Origin of the sequence: Streptomyces piniterrae, assembly GCF_005048155.1 — a bacterium.
Lineage (GTDB): Bacteria > Actinomycetota > Actinomycetes > Streptomycetales > Streptomycetaceae > Streptomyces > Streptomyces piniterrae.
This window is the reverse complement of sequence record NZ_SUMB01000015.1, coordinates 51260-67810: the sequence shown is the minus strand read 5'-3', so window position 1 is coordinate 67810 and position 16551 is coordinate 51260. Positions and strand designations below refer to the sequence as shown.

The 16551-nt window shown below is 70.9% G+C and carries 16 protein-coding genes and 1 pseudogene; 10 read left to right on the top strand and 7 right to left on the bottom strand.

What is annotated here, in order from left to right; translation table 11 throughout:
* Position 1 precedes the first annotated feature (1 nt).
* On the bottom strand, positions 2–1171 hold the full coding sequence (locus tag FCH28_RS33245; protein ID WP_136743945.1) for an ABC transporter ATP-binding protein: 1170 nt from the start codon (positions 1169–1171) through the stop codon (positions 2–4).
* Between the two features lie 138 nt (positions 1172–1309).
* Here FCH28_RS33245 and FCH28_RS33240 point away from each other — a divergent pair, with 138 nt between their 5' ends.
* From FCH28_RS33240 to FCH28_RS33225, 4 genes are all read left to right on the top strand, one after another.
* The gene (locus FCH28_RS33240; RefSeq protein WP_136743944.1) at positions 1310–2044 is read left to right on the top strand and encodes an ABC transporter permease; all 735 of its coding nucleotides are present in this window, start codon (positions 1310–1312) and stop codon (positions 2042–2044) included.
* A gap of 3 nt (positions 2045–2047) precedes the next feature.
* Complete coding sequence (locus FCH28_RS33235; protein WP_169314315.1) at positions 2048–2878, top strand: ABC transporter permease; 831 nt, start codon at positions 2048–2050, stop codon at positions 2876–2878.
* A 187-nt stretch (positions 2879–3065) separates the two neighbouring features.
* Positions 3066–4031, top strand: coding sequence for an ABC transporter substrate-binding protein (locus FCH28_RS33230; RefSeq protein ID WP_136743943.1), 966 nt, complete (start codon positions 3066–3068; stop codon positions 4029–4031).
* Positions 4032–4095: 64 nt separating this feature from the next.
* Positions 4096–5376 carry a hypothetical protein gene (locus tag FCH28_RS33225; protein WP_136743942.1) on the top strand — a complete coding sequence of 427 codons (1281 nt, stop codon included), beginning with the start codon at positions 4096–4098 and terminating at the stop codon, positions 5374–5376.
* A 221-nt stretch (positions 5377–5597) separates the two neighbouring features.
* Here the strand turns inward: FCH28_RS33225 and FCH28_RS33220 are convergent, their stop codons facing one another.
* Positions 5598–6083: a DUF1453 family protein gene (locus FCH28_RS33220; RefSeq protein ID WP_136743941.1), complete on the bottom strand. Its 486-nt coding sequence runs from the start codon at positions 6081–6083 to the stop codon at positions 5598–5600.
* A gap of 133 nt (positions 6084–6216) precedes the next feature.
* Between FCH28_RS33220 and FCH28_RS33215 the strand changes: the two genes are divergently transcribed.
* Complete coding sequence (locus tag FCH28_RS33215) at positions 6217–6834, top strand: TetR/AcrR family transcriptional regulator (protein WP_136743940.1); 618 nt, start codon at positions 6217–6219, stop codon at positions 6832–6834.
* A gap of 29 nt (positions 6835–6863) precedes the next feature.
* Here FCH28_RS33215 and FCH28_RS33210 read toward each other — a convergent pair whose 3' ends face one another.
* Positions 6864–8006, bottom strand: a complete 1143-nt coding sequence (locus FCH28_RS33210; RefSeq protein ID WP_136744084.1) for an NADH-quinone oxidoreductase subunit D — start codon at positions 8004–8006, stop codon at positions 6864–6866.
* A gap of 100 nt (positions 8007–8106) precedes the next feature.
* The gene (locus tag FCH28_RS33205; protein ID WP_136744083.1) at positions 8107–9318 is read right to left on the bottom strand and encodes an SAM-dependent methyltransferase; all 1212 of its coding nucleotides are present in this window, start codon (positions 9316–9318) and stop codon (positions 8107–8109) included.
* Positions 9319–9606: 288 nt separating this feature from the next.
* Here FCH28_RS33205 and FCH28_RS33200 point away from each other — a divergent pair, with 288 nt between their 5' ends.
* Entirely contained in the window at positions 9607–10803 is a 1197-nt protein-coding gene (locus FCH28_RS33200; protein ID WP_136743939.1) for a sensor histidine kinase, read from the top strand.
* Positions 10804–10969: 166 nt separating this feature from the next.
* Positions 10970–11659, top strand: a complete 690-nt coding sequence (locus FCH28_RS33195; protein ID WP_136743938.1) for a response regulator — start codon at positions 10970–10972, stop codon at positions 11657–11659.
* An 85-nt stretch (positions 11660–11744) separates the two neighbouring features.
* On the opposite strand, the gene FCH28_RS33190 is transcribed toward FCH28_RS33195, so the two are convergent.
* The 3 genes and pseudogenes from FCH28_RS33190 to FCH28_RS33175 form a co-directional block, all read right to left on the bottom strand.
* Entirely contained in the window at positions 11745–12863 is a 1119-nt protein-coding gene (locus FCH28_RS33190) for a DUF5937 family protein (protein WP_136743937.1), read from the bottom strand.
* 361 nt (positions 12864–13224) lie between these two features.
* On the bottom strand, positions 13225–13497 hold the full coding sequence (locus FCH28_RS39535) for a DUF397 domain-containing protein (protein WP_136743935.1): 273 nt from the start codon (positions 13495–13497) through the stop codon (positions 13225–13227).
* Between the two features lie 88 nt (positions 13498–13585).
* A pseudogene (locus tag FCH28_RS33175) lies at positions 13586–14263 on the bottom strand (helix-turn-helix domain-containing protein); the annotation flags it as partial.
* A gap of 467 nt (positions 14264–14730) precedes the next feature.
* Between FCH28_RS33175 and FCH28_RS38385 the strand changes: the two are divergent.
* The 3 genes from FCH28_RS38385 to FCH28_RS33160 all read left to right on the top strand — a co-directional run bounded on the left by FCH28_RS38385 (position 14731) and on the right by FCH28_RS33160 (position 16534).
* A complete protein-coding gene (locus tag FCH28_RS38385) occupies positions 14731–14868 on the top strand; it encodes a hypothetical protein (protein WP_169314313.1) in 138 nt (45 codons plus the stop codon).
* Positions 14869–15040: 172 nt separating this feature from the next.
* Complete coding sequence (locus FCH28_RS33165; RefSeq protein ID WP_136743933.1) at positions 15041–15361, top strand: hypothetical protein; 321 nt, start codon at positions 15041–15043, stop codon at positions 15359–15361.
* Positions 15362–15364: 3 nt separating this feature from the next.
* The gene (locus FCH28_RS33160) at positions 15365–16534 is read left to right on the top strand and encodes a methyltransferase domain-containing protein (protein WP_136743932.1); all 1170 of its coding nucleotides are present in this window, start codon (positions 15365–15367) and stop codon (positions 16532–16534) included.
* Positions 16535–16551: the final 17 nt, after the last annotated feature.

Genomic DNA, 16551 nt, shown 5'->3' with positions numbered 1-16551 from the left:
CTCAGGCGCCCGGGACCGTATCGAGCGCCACCTCCCCGCGGGGAATGTTCGAGGCGTCGGCCGTAGTGGAGCGGCGCAGCGCGGCATGCAGCCGGGCGGGGGTGAGGACGCCGAGGAAGCGGTCGCCGTCCAGGACCGCGATCCAGCCGGCGTCATGCTGGAGCATCGCGCCGAGCGCCTGCCTGAGCGGGGCGCCGAGCGGCAGCCGGGCGTCCATCCGCCGGGCGTGATCGCGGACGGTGGCGCCCTTCGTGAGGGACTTCTTGGCGAGGGCCGTGGCCGGGACCCAGCCGTGCACGGATCCGTCGGCGTCGAGGACGACGGCCCAGGGGGCGCCGTCGGCGGCCAGCCGGGCGGCGGCGCGGTCCGTGGGGTCGTCGAGGTGGACGACCGGGGGATGTTCGAGGTCGCCGGTCTCGACGGGCGTGACGGAGAGCCGCTTCAGGCCGCGGTCCGCGCCGACGAACTCGGCGGTGTACGGGGTGGCGGGGGCGCCCAGGACCGTCGCCGGGGTGTCGAACTGCTCGATGCGCCCCGCCCCGTAGACGGCGATGCGGTCACCGAGCCGGACCGCCTCCTCGATGTCGTGGGTGACGAAGAGGACCGTCTTGTGGAGCGTGGACTGAAGCCGCAGGAATTCGTTCTGGAGGTGCTCGCGGACGACCGGGTCGACCGCGCCGAACGGCTCGTCCATCAGGAGCACGGGCGGGTCGGCGGCCAGTGCGCGGGCGACGCCGACGCGTTGGCGCTGGCCGCCGGACAGCTGGTCGGGGTAGCGGTCGCCGTAGGTCGACGGGTCCAGACCGACCAGGTCGAGGAGTTCGGCGGCGCGGGTGCGGGCCTTCTTGCGCGGCCAGCCGAGGAGGTGCGGGACGGTGGCGGTGTTGTCGAGGACGGTCTTGTGCGGGAAGAGCCCCACCTGCTGGATGACATAGCCGATGTGGCGGCGGAGTTCGACGGGGTCGATGGCGGATATGTCGCGGCCGTCCAGGCGGATGGTGCCGCTGGTGGGCTCGATGAGCCGGTTCACCATCTTCATCGTCGTCGTTTTTCCGCAGCCCGAAGGTCCGACGAGCGTGATGAGTTCGCCCTTCGCGACCTCGAAGGAGAGGTCGTCGACGGCGGTGGTGCCGTCGGCGTAGCTCTTGGTGACATGCTCGAAGCGGATCATGGTTCCCCATTGTGGACGGGCGGTCGTGAACGCGGTGTTGCGCGTGGATGGCGGGCCGGGCCGATTGTCAGTGGCGGGGGTTAGGGTCGCAGACAGTCACCGAAAATGTGAGCGACAGGGCGGGGGAGGTGACGGTTCATGCGAGGCATTGCCGCGGGGCCGGGCTGTCTGCAGGCGAACGACTGGATCTGCGGGGAGTATGTCCGCACCCGCAGCCAGGAGTTGGTGGACGCGACCCTCCAGCACATCGGCATCACGGTCGTGTCCGTGGTCATCGGCCTGCTGGTCGCCTTTCCGCTGGCGCTGGCGGCCCGGCGCTGGCGGGGCGCGGCGGGGCCGGTCCTGGGGCTGACGACGGTGCTCTACACGGTGCCGTCCCTGGCGATGTTCGCGCTGCTCACCCCGGTGTTCGGGGTCTCGGCCGCGGTGGTCGTCACGGGCCTGGTGCTGTATTCGCTGACGATTCTGGTGCGCAACATCCTCGCCGGTCTGGAGGCGGTGCCCGCCGACGTGCGAGAGGCCGCCCGGGGGATGGGGTACGGCTCCGCGCGGTTGCTGTTCGGGGTGGAACTCCCGCTCGCACTGCCCGCGTTGGTGGCCGGAGTGCGCATCGCCACGGTCTCGACGGTGGCGATGACGACCATCGGATCCGTGGTCGGTTACGGCGGGCTGGGGAATCTCATAGCCAGCGGCATGGAGGGCTTCTTCAAGGCGGAGGTCCTGACGGCCTCGGTGCTGTGCGTGCTGCTGGCCCTGATAGCCGATCTGCTTCTGCTGGGACTGCAACGGCTGCTGACGCCCTGGACGCGTACGCAGCGGCCCGGGAGGCTCCGGACCCGGCGCGGGGCCCGCACGGCGAAGGTGGTGGCCTGAGCGATGGACGCGATCACGGGCGCGTGGCAGTGGCTGACGACCGCGGCCAACTGGGCCGGGGAGAAGGGGGTGTGGCACCGGCTCGGCGAACATGTCCAACTCAGCGCGGTGTGCCTGGCCCTCGCCTGTCTGATGGCGCTGCCGGTGGCGCTCTGGCTCGGGCACATCGGCAAGGGCGGGGCGCTGGCGGTCAATCTCTCCAACGTGGGGCGCGCCGTGCCGACCTTCGCGGTCCTGGTGCTGCTGACGCTCAGTCCGCTGGGCACCCAGGGGGACTGGCCGACGGTCATCGCTCTCGTGCTGTTCGCGGTGCCTCCGCTGCTGACCAACGCCTATCTCGGGATGCGGGAGGCGGACCGCGATGTGGTCGAGGCGGCGCGCGGGATGGGGATGTCGGGACCGCAGCTGCTGCTGCGGGTCGAGATACCGCTGGCCTATCCGCTGATCATGACGGGCATACGGTCCGCCACGGTGCAGGTCGTGGCGACCGCGACGCTCGCCGCTCTGGCCGGCGGCGGGGGACTGGGCCGGATCATCACGGCGGGCTTCGGCAACTACGACACCGCGCAGGTGGTGGCCGGCGCGCTGCTGGTGGCCGTACTGGCCCTGGTCGTTGAGGGCGCCCTGGTCCTGGTGGACCGGTTCTTCGACCCGATGCGGGGTCGGCGGCGCGGACGGCGCACGGCGAGGGAGGCGGGGCCGGGCGCGGGGCCGGGCGAGGTCGGTCCGGGCGGATCAGGCCGATCAGACGCATCCGCCGGATCAGGCCGATCGCCCGGAGCACCCGGATCAGGCGGTGATGACGATGTGGTCGCGTTGGGGAAACTCGCCTGACGCGGTGCCGGGGGTTTGCGAAGCTGCCGTACCGGATCGGCGGGCCAGTCACCCCGGAACCCTGCGGCACCCGCCCGAGGCCCCCGCGCCACCCGCCCCACCCACTCCAGACCCCGCGCCACCGAAATTCAGTGTCACCAGACGCACCACATCTGACCGGATCCGAACGAACCGAATGGTGAATTCCATGAGCAGCACGTCGCGCGCGGCACGTACCGCGCTCGTTGCGGGCACAGTGATCGCTTTGGCGGCCGGGCTGGCCGCGTGCGGTGGCCAGAGCCTTGAGGACAAGGGCGGCAAGAACAACGGCGGCGGGAAGGGGGAGATTGTCGTCGGCTCGGCCGGTTTCACCGAGTCGAAGGTGCTCGCCGAGATCTATTCCAGGATCCTCAACGACGCCGGTTACTCGGCGCGGGTGCAGACCCTGGCCAATCGGGAGCTCTATGAGCCGGCCCTGGAGAAGGGCCAGATAGATGTCGTTCCGGAATACGCCTCCACGCTTGCCGAATTCCTCAACGCGAAGAAGAACGGCGCCAAGGCGAAGCCCGTCGCCTCCAGTGACGTCGACAAGACGGTGAAGGCGCTCGAGAAGCTCGCCGGGCCGCGCGGTCTCAAGGTCCTGGCGGCCGGTGAGGCCACCGACCAGAACGCGTTCGCGGTGACCAAGGAATTCGCCGCCCGGCACAAGTTGAAGACACTCTCCGACCTGGGCGGGTCCAAGCAGAAGATCAAGCTCGCCTCGGGTGAGGAGTGCGAGACCCGGGTGTTCTGCAAGCCGGGCCTGGAGAAGACGTACGGCATCGACATCACCGGCCTCGACCCCAAAGGCGTCGGGACCCCGCAGGCCAAGCAGGCCGTCAAGGACGGCACCGACCAGTTGGTGCTCACCACGACCACGGACGCCACGCTCGACAACTTCGGCCTGGTGCTTCTCCAGGACGACAAGAAGTTGCAGAACGCCGACAATGTGCTGCCGGTGGTGAATGCCAAGAGTGCCGGCGACAAGGAGATCGAGACGGCTCTCGGCAAGCTCACGCGTGTGCTGACGACCGAAGACTTGATCAACTTGAACCGCAAGGTTGATGCCGAACGGCTCAAGCCCGCGGATGTCGCGCAGACGTATTTGGAGTCCAAGGGACTGCTGAAGAAGTAACCACTACGAACCGGATTGGCGTGCGGGGCCCCATAAGCCCCGCACGCACGGTAAGTTTCTGGCCATGCCACGAGGACGCCACCGCCATTCACCACCCCTCCACCGGCTGCTTCCTCCCTCCACGGTCGCCGGTGCGTCGATTGCCTGCGCCGCGGGCGCGTGGTTCGTCGGCGACGACCTGGTCCAGCGGATGCTCGCCGCGGGAGCCGCGGTCGCCGCGACAACCGGCGCCGTTCTTCTGCGGACCTGGGACCGTAAGGCCGGCAAGCGGGTCGCCGAACTCACCCGCGCCCGGGTGCGCGACGAGTGGCGCACCGAGGAGCGGATAGCAGAGCTCGAAACGGATATCGAGGAGTCCCGCGAGATCCGTACGGCGCTCGACACCAAACTGCGTGCCAAGCGCGCCGAATTGGCGCGGCTGCGCAGCGAGCACGCCGAGCTGCTGCGCCGTTACGCCACCGCCGAGACCGAGCGGGCCAGCGCCCTGGAGGGCCGCCGTCTCCTGGCCATAGAGGCCGGAACCCCGGCCAAGGAGCTGACGGCCGCCCCGGGCAGCGTCCCGGCGCAGCGCCAGTCGGCGGCGCCCACCCCCACGACCTCGACCGCGGACACGGCTTCGGGCACGACTCCTACCTCCGCACCCACCTCAGCACCCGCCTCCGCTTCGGCCTCCGGGCCGACCCCCGCCGCCTATGCGCAGGCGGACCAGGCGCTGCGCCGGCTGGCCCGTAACGCCGCCCGGCAGCGCGACCGTGCCCAGAAGACCGCCAGGGGCTCCGCTCAGGGCGCCCCGCGGCCGACGGGGGAGGCCGCCGCCCGCGAGAGCAGCCAGGGCGGCCAGGACGGTGGGCAGGGCCGGGGGAAGGCCGAGGCGGCCGCCGGGCAGGGCAACGGCGCCGAGCGCCAGGCCCGTACGGACGCCGGTGCCGCACCCGCGCTCCGCCCGGTCCCGGCCGCCGCCGCTGCCGTCGCGCCGCCGTCCGAGCCGCGCATCTCCCCGTCCCGCGCCCTGGGCGGCTTCGACTTCTTCGGCACTGCGACCGCCGCAGAGCCCCGGCAGCTGACCGCGCCGCTCGCGGACGACCTGGCGGACGTGGTGGGCGACGAAGCGCTCGCGGAGCACTCGGCACGCCAGGAGACGCCCCGTACGGACGCGAGCGCGGATGCGCAGACGCCCGCGGCGCGGCCAGACGCCGGGGAGACCGGCGAGGCTGCAGAGGACGCCACCGAGGACGCCACGGAGGAAGCCGCGTCCGGTGACGGTGTCGGCGAGGTTATCGACCTGACCGCGCACGACGAGACCGAGCAGCTGGACGTGGCCGAGCTGCGCACCGCGATCTCCTGATGCCGCACTGCCGTGCTGCCGCGCTGACCTGACGCCGTGAGGTCCTGATCCCGGCTCGCTTGTGAGAGCAATAGGCTCCCGCCCCTTCACCGAGGGGCGGGAGCCGTTGTGCGTATGGGGGTGGACGGGGCACGCAGTCCGGAAGGTCGGAGGGCCGGAAGGTCGGAGGGCTGTCCACAGGGTGTGGATAGCCTCTTGCCCCCGCCTACCCGCGCCCCCGCCTACACCCGCTCCCGCCCCCGCTCCGCCGCGAACGGTGTGCCGGTCGCCAGGCCGCGGTAGGCGACGGCGAGCGCCTCGCCCAGGAAGCTGATGCCGATGCCCAGTTGGGTGGGGCGGGCCTTCTCGTGCATCCCCAGTTTCGTCGCCAGCAGGCCGTAGCCGGCCATCGCGAGCAGGGAGAGGACGGTGACCAGGAATGTGCGGCCGGTGTAACGCTGCCACAGGACGCCGTCCCGGTCGAAGAGCCGGACGGTCGCACCCCGCAGGGCACCGAGCGCACAGCCGAGGACGGCGCCCGCGGCGGCCCAGGCGTAGTCGGTCCCCGTCAGGCCGTCGGCCTTGGCGAGGGAGGTGACGCCGATGGCGATGAGGACGACCGGTGGGACGAACAGGTCGCGGGCGTTGACCGGTTCGCCGCGCAGTCGCTTGATGATCACGACGATGGCGACGGCGAGGATGATCGCCGCGAGCAGCCATCCGTTCATGGGGTCCCCCTGATGGATGTTCAGTCCGAGATGCCGAGATGCCGAGATGCCGAGTGGTGAATCGCGAATGGCGGAGCTTTTTGGCTCGCCCGTGCTAAAAAATAATTTAGCTCGGGTGTGCCACAATCGCAATATGCCGAAGATCGTCGACCCCGAAGCCCGCCGTCGTGCCGTCGCCGAGGCCGTACTGCGCGTCGTGGGCCGGGACGGGGTGGCCGGCGCCTCGCTGCGTAACGTCGCCCAGGAGGCGGGGCTCGCCATCGGCTCCGTCCGCCACTACTTCAGCGACCACGACGAAGTGCTGATCTTCGCGATGACGGAGCTCAGCGCCCGTATCGAGCGCCGTGTGTGGGGACATGTCGAGCGGCTGCTCGACCCCGAGGCGGGGCACGAACACCGCGCGCGGGCGGAGGAGTTGATCGCCGAGTTCCTGCCGCTGGACGCCGAGCGCCGGGAAGAGGGCATGCTCTGGCAGGCGTTCACGACCGCGGCCCGTACCCGTCCGGAACTGCGGCCACATGCCGTCGAGCTGGAGGAGGGGCTGCGCGCCCTGCTGCTACGGGTGCTGCGCGGCGGTCAGGAGGCGGGCGGCCTGTCCGACGACCTGGATCTGGAACTGGAGACGTTCCGGCTGTCGGCCCTGCTGGACGGGCTGACTCTGCAGGCCGCCCTGGAGCCGGAGCGGGTCACACCGGACATACTGCGGAACGTACTGCGGCGGCATCTGGAGACGCTCCGCCGCGAGCGGTGACGCCGGGCGACGCCCGTTCCGGCCGCCGCCTACTTGTCGATATCGCCGACCACGAAGAACAGCGAGCCCAGAATCGCGACCATGTCGGCGACCAGCGTGCCCGGCAGCAGCTCCGTCAGCGCCTGGATGTTGTTGTACGACGCGGAGCGCAGCTTGAGGCGGTACGGGGTCTTCTCGCCCTTGGAGACGAGGTAGTAGCCGTTGATCCCCAGCGGGTTCTCGGTCCAGGAGTAGGTGGTGCCCTCCGGTGCCTTCAGGACCTTGGGGAGCCGCTGGTTGATCGGCCCCGGCGGCAGCTGCTCGATGCGGTCCAGGCAGGCGTCCGCGAGATCGAGGGAGTTGTGGCTCTGCTCCAGCAGGCACTCGAAGCGCGCCAGGCAGTCGCCCTCCTCGCGGGTGACGACCTTCAGCGTGGACGCCAGATCGGCGTACGCGAGATACGGCTCGTCGCGCCGCAGGTCGAAGTCGACACCGGACGCGCGGGCGATCGGCCCGGAGACGCCGTACGCGTGCACCGTCTCGGGCGCGAGGACGCCGACGCCACGCGTCCGACCGCGGAAGATCTCGTTGCCCAGGACCAGGTTGTCGAAGACGTCCATCCGGGAGCGGACATCGGCCACCGCCTGCCGGGCCCGGCCGAGCCAGCCGGCCGGCAGGTCCTCCTTGAGGCCGCCGACGCGGTTGAACATGTAGTGCATCCGGCCGCCGGAGATCTCCTCCATGACGTTCTGGAGCTCTTCGCGCTCCCGGAAGGCGTAGAAGACGGGCGTGATGCCGCCCAGCTCCAGCGGGTACGAGCCGAGGAACATCAGATGGTTGAGGACACGGTTCAGCTCGGCGAGGAGCGTACGGGTCCACACGGCACGCTCGGGGACCTCCATGCCCAGCATCCGCTCGACGCCCATGACCACGCCCAGCTCGTTGGAGAAGGCCGACAGCCAGTCGTGACGATTGGCGAGCATGATGATCTGGCGGTAGTCGCGGGCCTCGAAGAGCTTCTCGGCACCGCGGTGCATATAGCCGATCACCGGCTCGGCATGCTGGATGCGCTCCCCGTCGAGGACGAGGCGCAGCCGCAGCACGCCGTGGGTGGACGGGTGCTGCGGGCCGATGTTGAGCACCATGTCGGTGCTCTCGGCCGCCCCGCCGACGCCGACAGTCGTCTCCCTCATCGTGTCCGTCATGGGGACAGTGTCGCAGGACGCGGGGGAGGGGCGGCGGACGGGCCTGCTCCGGAACGCGCGGGGCCCGCGCCCGCCCCTCAGGGCGTCATCAGGACTTCAGCAGCCCCGCGCAGGCCGAGCCCACCGGCTCCAGGAGCCAGCCGAAGCCGCCCAGGCCCGCCGGGTCGGTCAGTTCCGCCGCCGCGCCCGCCGAGCCGAGGGCCCGTACGTACCCGGCCGGGTCGGTGGAGGCGAGGGCGAGCGGCGGGCGTCGCCCCGACACACCGAGGGCGTGCAGCGCCGCGCGCTGGGTCAGCAGCTCGGCCGAAGGACCGGCGCAGGCGTCCAGCGCGACATGCGCCGTGATGTCGCAGCTGCCGTCCGGGACCGGATGCACCTCGCGGCCCTCACGGAACCCGGTGAGGGTCCCGAAGAGCGGGCGGTCGGCGAGGTCGTGCGCGTAGTCGGCGGCGACGGCGAGCCCGGCGCGCAGGCTGCGGACGGCCCGCGCCCAGGCGGCGTCGCGCGGCCGCCCGATCTCCGCGCGCAGGCCGGGGGAGGGGACGGGGACCTGGTCGGGGGAGGCGAGGGTGGGGCCGGGCGGGACGGTGTGCGGGGGCTGCGCGCCGGAAGTCTCGTCATACGGGCCGGACCCGGCGTCGTACGGGCCGGAACCCCCGTCGTGCGGGCCGGACCCAGGGGTGTATGGGACGGCGCCCGGCGGCGGGGCCAGCGGCGGCGTCCACCACCGGCGCAGCCACTCCGCGTCCGCCCCGTCGACCGGCTCGCCCAGCCGTTCCGTGCCGTCGGCGCGTACGAGAACCCGGCGCGGCACGCCGTCCGCGTCCGTCTCGACGACATCGACCGGCACATTGTCGAGCCACTCGTTCGCGAACAGCAGCCCGGTGAGCGTGCCGGGGGCGGGCAGCTCGGCCCGCCAGTCGATGCGCGGATCCAGGTCCTCGGGGCGCGCGGCGCGCTCGACGGCGTACGGGCGCAGCCGCGCGCTCACCGCATCGGGCAATACGGCCAGCACGCCGGTCAGCAGCTCGCCGCGCCCGGCGCCCACATCGACGAGGGCCAGCTCGTCCGGGTGGCCGAGTGCGCTGTCGACGCGTCGGAGGAGGGTGGCGACGGCGCCCGCGTAGAGGGGCGAGACATGCACCGAGGTGCGGAAGTGGCCGGCCGGGCCCGGTCCACCGGGCCGGGTGTAGAAGCCGTCCGGGCCGTAGAGCGCCCGCTCGGTCGCCTCGCGCCAGCCGCACCACTCGCCCGGCGTCTCCGGCGTCTCCGGTGCCTCCGGCGTGCCCTGCCCGTTCAGCGCGCCCCGCTCATCCGGGGCGTTCCGCTCATCCGGAGCATCCCGCTGGTTCCGCTTGTTCGTCACGCGCCCCACGGTACGGGCGGTCCGGACACGCACCCCCGGCCAGGGCGCAGGCTCGGCCAAACCGCACGTCGGCGCCTCAGCCAAGCCACACGTCGGCACATCGGCCAAGCCCACCCCAACACTTCGGCCACTCCGGTCTCCACCTTGGGGAGTACGCCCCGCGCGCAGGATCGCTCCTCCGGTTGACTCGTACACCTATATCGAATGCCTACGCTGGGTTACGTGCAGCGCCTCTACGATTTCCTCCGCAGACACCCGACGGGAGTGGACAGCTTCTGGGCTCTCCTCCTGCTCGGGTTCAGCGCCCTGGTGCTCGCCGAAGAGAGCGGGCACGAGAGCCCCGTCATGCTCTTCAACGTCGGCCTGTGCGTCGTCATCGCGCTGCGCCGCCGTATGCCGGTGAAGATGATGCTGCTGGCGACCGCCATCGGCATCGCCCAGCTGATCGTGATCCAACCGACCATCGCCAACTTCGCGATGCTCGTGATCATCTACACGGTCGCATCCGGCACCTCGGTCAGCCGCTGGGCGGCCCGCTTCGCCCTCGCCGGCGCGATCGTCGGCCCCGCACTCGCCGCATGGCGCCTGGGCAGCGTCTCCGACACGCGGAACATATGGGAAGCCCTGTTCGTCACGGTGATGTTCGCCGTGCCCTTCATCCTGGCCTGGGTGCTCGGCGACTCCATCCGCACCCGCCGCGCCTACTGGGCACAGCTGGAGGAGAAGGCCGCCCGCCTGGAGAAGGAACGCGAGACGCAGTCCCAGATCGCCGTCGCGGCCGAGCGCGCCCGTATCGCCCGCGAGCTGCACGACGTCGTCGCGCACAACGTCTCGGTGATGGTCGTGCAGGCGGACGGCGGCGCCTACGTCCTCGACACCGCCCCCGACCAGGCCCGGCAGGCACTGGAGACGATCTCCGGCACGGGCCGCCAGGCGCTCGCCGAAATGCGCCGGCTGCTGGGCGTGCTGCGCACCGGCGAACAACCCGAGGGCGGCGAATACGTCCCCCAGCCGGGCGTCGAGCAGCTCACCGACCTCATAGACCAGGTGCGCGGCGCGGGACTGCCGGTCGACTTCCGGGTGGAGGGCGACCCGCGGCCCCTGCCCAGCAGCGTCGAGCTGACCGCGTACCGCATCGTCCAGGAAGCGCTCACCAACACCCGCAAGCACGGCGGCTCGGAAGTCGCCGCGACCGTCCGGCTCTCCTACAAGGACGACGAACTCGGTCTCCTCGTGGAGGACGACGGGCGGGGCGCGCAGCACGAGCTCTACGAGGAGGGCGGGTCGGACGGCCTCGGACACGGCCTCATCGGGATGCGCGAACGCGTCGGCATGGTCGGCGGCAGCCTGGAGGCGGGACCGCGGCAGGGCGGCGGCTTCCGGATCGGGGCGGTGCTGCCGCTCAAACCGGAGCGGTGAGGCCGGCCGCCGGCCCAAACCGGAGCGGTGAGGCCGGTGGCTGGCCAAGCCCGGTGAGGCCGGCCGCCGGAGCCGTCCCGCTCACCCCCTCCGCCCTGCCTGTCCGCTCCACCCGCCTCGCCCGCTCCGTACGCTGTAGCCCCACACCTGAAGGGATCCCCCTGCCATGACCATCCGAGTGATGCTCGTCGACGATCAGGCGCTGCTCCGCACCGGCTTCCGGATGGTGCTCGCCGCGCAGCCCGACATGGATGTCGTCGCGGAAGCGGGCGACGGCGTGGAGGCGCTGGAGGTGCTGCGCAAAACCAAGGTCGACGTGATCCTCATGGACGTCCGGATGCCGCACCTGGACGGGGTGGAGGCCACCCGGCGGATCTGCGAGGGCGGCCAGAAGGACGGCGCGCCGAAGGTCCTCATCCTGACCACCTTCGACCTCGACGAATACGCCTTCTCCGCGCTCAAGGCCGGGGCCAGCGGTTTTATGCTCAAGGACGTACCGCCGGGCGAACTGCTCGCCGCCATCCGGGCGGTGGAGAGCGGCGACGCGGTCGTCGCACCGTCCACCACCCGCCGGCTCCTGGACCGCTTCACGCCGATGCTGCCGACCACCTCCGCCGAGCCGAAGCGCCCCGAGCTGGAGCGGCTGACGGAGCGTGAGCGGGAGGTGCTGCTGCTGGTCGCCCAGGGACTCTCGAACGGCGAGATCGCGGCGCGGCTGGTGCTGTCCGAAGCCACGGTGAAGACCCATGTCGGCCGGATCCTCACCAAGCTGAGCCTGCGCGACCGCGTCCAGGCGGTGGTGCTCGCGTACGAGACGGGGCTGGTGCGGGCCGGGGGCGCGGGCGCGGGCGCGTAGCGGGTCCGGGGCCGCGCGGGTCGGTCCGGCGGCCCCGCGTTCGGCCGCTCAGCGCATGCTCGGTGCTCGGTGCTCGGCAAGCCGATCAGCGCAGGATGCCCTCAAGGAAGTCGCTGCCCAGACGGGCCACCACCATGAGGTCCAGCTGGTGCAGCACATACCGCCCGCGCCGCCGGGTCTGGATCAGCCCCGCCTTCTTCAGGATCGCGAGATGCCGGGAGACCTCCGGCGCGCTGATGCGGTTCGACTTGGCCAACTCGCCCGTGGTGTAGGCGGAACGCGCCAGATCACGGCAGATCCGGATCCGCATCGGGTGGGCCAGCGCGGTCAGCCGGTTCTCCAGCAGCTCCACCGACGGCGGGTTGGACAACTCGGGCGCCGCGACGGGATAGATGACCACCGGTCGCCACCCGGGCGCGTGCAGCGCCAGCAGATGCGGCCAGCCGAAGGAGGACGGCACAAGCGTCACACCAGGACCGACCGCCGGATCCCCCGCAGTCGTACGCCCGTGGGCCATCTTGTCGATGACGATGCGGGACCGCTCCTCGTCCAGCGAAACCGCCGGCGACACCTCCGCCAGCGCCTCGGCCAGCCCCTTGCGGCGCAGCAGCTCCGTCTTGTGCCGGGCGTCGGCGGCCAGTTGGACCCCCACCCGCTGCCAGACGTCCGCGAAGAACGCCTGCTCACAGTCCTCGAACAGCCGACGGATCCAGGCGCGTACGGCGGGCGGGTCCGCGAGCAGCCGCCGCGCGAAGGCCGCCTGGCGCGGCCCACGGGCGGTGGCCCGCTCCAGAGCCTGCTCCCGGGAACGCGCGTCGACCAGCGGCGAGGGACCGCCCTCGCAGTACGAACTGGAGCAGGAGATCTCCAGCGCGGCCGCCACATACAACTCGTCGTCCAGCCGGTCCAGCAGGTCCAGGTCCTCCGCGAGCGTGGTGCCCGGTTGCCCGGCACGCTCGGGGAGCGCGGCGAACGCGAAGGTGATGTCGGAGAACGTCGCGCCCCAGAGGAACACCGCCTCATGCAGCCGGTCGGCGAGATCGGGCTTCAGAGCGGCGGCGGTGGCGGTGGTCCAGCCGTGCAGACCCGGGTGGTGCGCGGGCTCGGCGAGGGTGTGCAGAGCGAATCCGAGCTCCGCCAGCGGCGACGGGCTGAAATTGATGCGCTCAGCGGGCAGCCCCGCGATATCGATCCACACACTCATGAACCCGCCCCCGTTCCCGTTCTCTTGTGTCCTTCATGGTCCATGATGCGCGCGCCCCGACCTGCAACGACGTCGATTGACTGCTCCCGTCAATCGACGAGCCCCGGACGGCGGGAGCGGCGCACGCTGACTGCCATGAACGCAACCCAGCAGCACATGCTCGACACGTACCGCGCCGCTCAGCGAGGCGAGGCGGCGCCCATCCTCCCGGGCACCGGCTCCGTCCGCGCCGCCCGGGAGATTCGCCCGGGGCGCGTGGTGCGCGCCATACGCCGGATGAGGGCGGCCTTGGCCGCGAGGGGGGAGACGCACGTCCAGTGCCGATAGCCAGTGCCGATAGAGCGTCAGCAGGCTTGGCCGGTCAGGGGTTGGGGAACTCCCCGCCCTTGACCGCAGCGAGGAAAGAGGCCCAGTTGGCGGCCGGGAAGACCAGCGCGGGGCGGTGAGGGTTCTTGCTGTCACGGACGGGGACGACGTGGGGGAAACCGGGGGCTACTTCGATGCAGTCGCCGCCGTTTGGCGCGCTGTAGCTGCTCTTCATCCAGGTGAGCGCCACCTCGATGCAGTCGCCGCCGTTGTTTCCGCTGTAGCTGCTCTTGGTCCAGATCGCCGCGCTGAGATCGTGTCTGTCCATGCTGCTCGTACCCCTCCATCGCGTCGATGATCAGTGCGGCGGACTCGCGGGCTGACGGAAGGTCTGCCCTGAGCACATCATAGGTCTGGCTGTGGAGCGCATAGAGGGACGGATCGTTGGTGAAATGGCCGCGGTCGAGCGATTCCGAGTACACCCACCGCTCGTCGGCCAGTTCGATCAGTGACATGGAGCTACGGGGGCGGACGACCCCGAACAGGCCCGCCGGGGCTACCTGGACACGGATGTTGGGGCGCTGTCCGACGCTCAGCAGATGCGCGCACTGGTCACGCATGACCTCGGGGCTCCCCACCGCGTTGCGCAGGCAGCTCTCGTCCAAGACGGCGACGTACAGCGGGCCGCCGTCGGCCAGAAAGCGCGGCTGGCGACTCAATCGGGCCCGTACGCGCTCTTCGATCTCATCACCGCTCGCGACTTGGGCGAACAGCGCGTGCGCATAGTCCGGCGTCTGCAACAAGCCAGGGATGACCTGCTCTTGATACGCGCGCAGGGCCACCGCCTCCGCATCCATCTCGGCCCGGCGCTCGAACCAGTCCGGATGCCGCACCTCCGGGTACCAGTCGATGCGGGCCCACAGATGAAGCAACACCCCACCAGTGTCGAGGAGTTCATCGCACCTCTTGGCGAAGGTGTCCTGCGGTACACGGGTGCCCGCCTCGACGCGCGCCACGTGCGAACGGTCGCACGGGATCTCGCGCGCCAAGGCGTCCTGGGTCAGGTCCGCCGCCTCCCGGTGATGCTTCAGCACCTCGCCGAACACGGCGGCCGTGGTGGCCGCCGTTCCCCCTGTCGCGTTGCGTCGCTTCACGGCATCCCCCTTCGTGCTTCGTGACAGTTGGCAATTGTCACGCGCTCAGCGTTGAGTTCGGCTCTTTCACTGAGCAACGATGAACTCACCCAGAGTAAAGGGTCGTTCGGCCGATTTCGGCCTGCTTTGGGATGCCCGAACGACAGCACGGGCCACACGCAAGACCCCCGCGACGTTGCTGGACGTCCGGGGGCGTGGCCCTCAACCCCACAGAGGTTGACGACATGCAACACGTTATCCGGCTCATTGAGTTGCTGCTACGTCTGTTACTGCCCGCGACGGGACGTCATCGGTCTGCCGGTGCATCGCCGTCCCCGGCGGCATGCGCGGACGTCCCGAGGCCGACGCAGCCCCGCCGCCTCCCCGTACCCCACACCGAGCTGCTTCGGGGTGAGGACTCCGCCCTCGTGCGTCCGTATCTGGTGGCGCATGAGGCGCGGGAGTGTGTGCGGCTACAGCGCGGCAGGCGGCGGGCGTTGTGGCTGGCCACGTACGGGATCGATGCGGGGCCGCGCTGGATCCACGGTGTGAAGGTGGCCTCCTGATGGACCAGGAAGAGCAGCGGCCTACGGGCGACACGGGGGACCTGTCCGAGAAGCTCAGGAAGGTGAACGAGCGGAGCGAGGGCACGGGGGCGGGGAAGCGGTGAGGGGCGCTCGTTGGTCGGCGGACTGGTGGCGTCGACGTTCTCAACTCGCGGATCCCGTACGGGCGTTGATGCCCCACGAGCGGCAGTTGCGGCGGGAGTTGCTCGCGCTGTCCGTGGATCCCGTGTTTGCCGCGCAGTTCGTCGCGCGGCTGCGTGAATGCCTCATCCGGCAGCGCGAAGAGGCCCTGCTGGTAGCGATCTTCGGGGAAACAGCGAGAAGCAAGGAGAGTGTCATGAGTGTCATGAGTCCTGATGAGTGGCGTACCGCAGACAGCGCAGCTGCCCGGGGCGGCGGCGACAAACTGCCGGGCGAGCCCTATCCCGGCCCGCACCCGACCCCGACCCCTGACGGCGGCCCCGGTGTCCCCAATCCGCCCAAGGCCCTCTGACCCATGGCTGCCAACGAGCAGAAGGGGCAGCCCGGCGACCTCGGGCGCGCCCTCCTGTCTGCCGGCGTCCTCACTCCAGATTGGGCGCCCACATACGAAGCGGTGCCCCGTTCCGCGTTCCTGCCCGACCTGATCTGGCCGTTCGATATGGCGGCGGGGCGGAGCAGGGCCGTTTCCAAGACGGATGATCCGGCCGGGTGGCAGGGGTACGCGGACGCTGACGTGCCGATCGTCACGCAGTGGGACGACGGGCGGCACAGCGGCACCGAGCCGGGCGAGGTCTCCACCAGCTCGGCGTCGATGCCCTCGGTCGTTTTCTCGATGCTCCGGGATTTGGATGTGCGGCCCGGAGCGAGGGCGATGGAGATCGGCACCGGTACGGGGTGGAACGCCGCCCTGCTGGCGCACCGGTTGGGCGCCGGCAACGTCGTCACCGTGGAAGTGGACGGCGCCGTCGCGGCTTCCGCGCGGGCGGCTCTTGAGCGGTTCGGGCTGCCCGTCCGCGTCGTTCATGGAGATGGGTTCCTGGGATGTCCGCAGGGTGCGCCGTATGACCGGATCATGGCGACCTGCGGTGTGCGGGAGGTCCCGTTCGCCTGGGTGCGGCAGGGTCGGCCGGGCGGGGTCATCGTGGCCCCGTGGGGGACGCACTACAGCAACGGGGACGCGGTCGCCCGGCTGGTCGTCGCGCGGGATGGTGAGAGTGCGTCAGGTGGCTTCACGGGGCCCGTTGAGTTCATGAAGCTACGAGCGCAGCGCCGTCCGCCCGTCGTGCACTCCGACTACGTCACGGGCAGCGTGGCGGATGGCGCCGAGACCTCCACGGGGATCACGGAAGCCGAGTTCGTCGGGGAGAAGTTCAGCCCCGTGCGGTTCGCTCTGGGGCTGCGGGTCCGCGACTGCTGGCACGTGGTCGCCGAGAAGCGGGACGGGGCGCGGCCCGTGTGGTTCTACGGGCTGGCCGACCGCTCATGGGCGTGCGTGATGTTCCGCGACGGGGACACGGCGCGCGTCTGGCAGTCGGGCCCCCGTCGGCTGTGGGACGAGGCGGAGAGCGCCTACCGCTGGTGGGAGGCGCGTGATCGCCCCGGCTTCGCCCGCTTCGGCCTGACCGTGGACAAACACGGCCAACGGGCCTGGCTGGACGACCCCCAGGACGCCTGGGCCCTGTAGGCGCGGTGCGGGGCAAG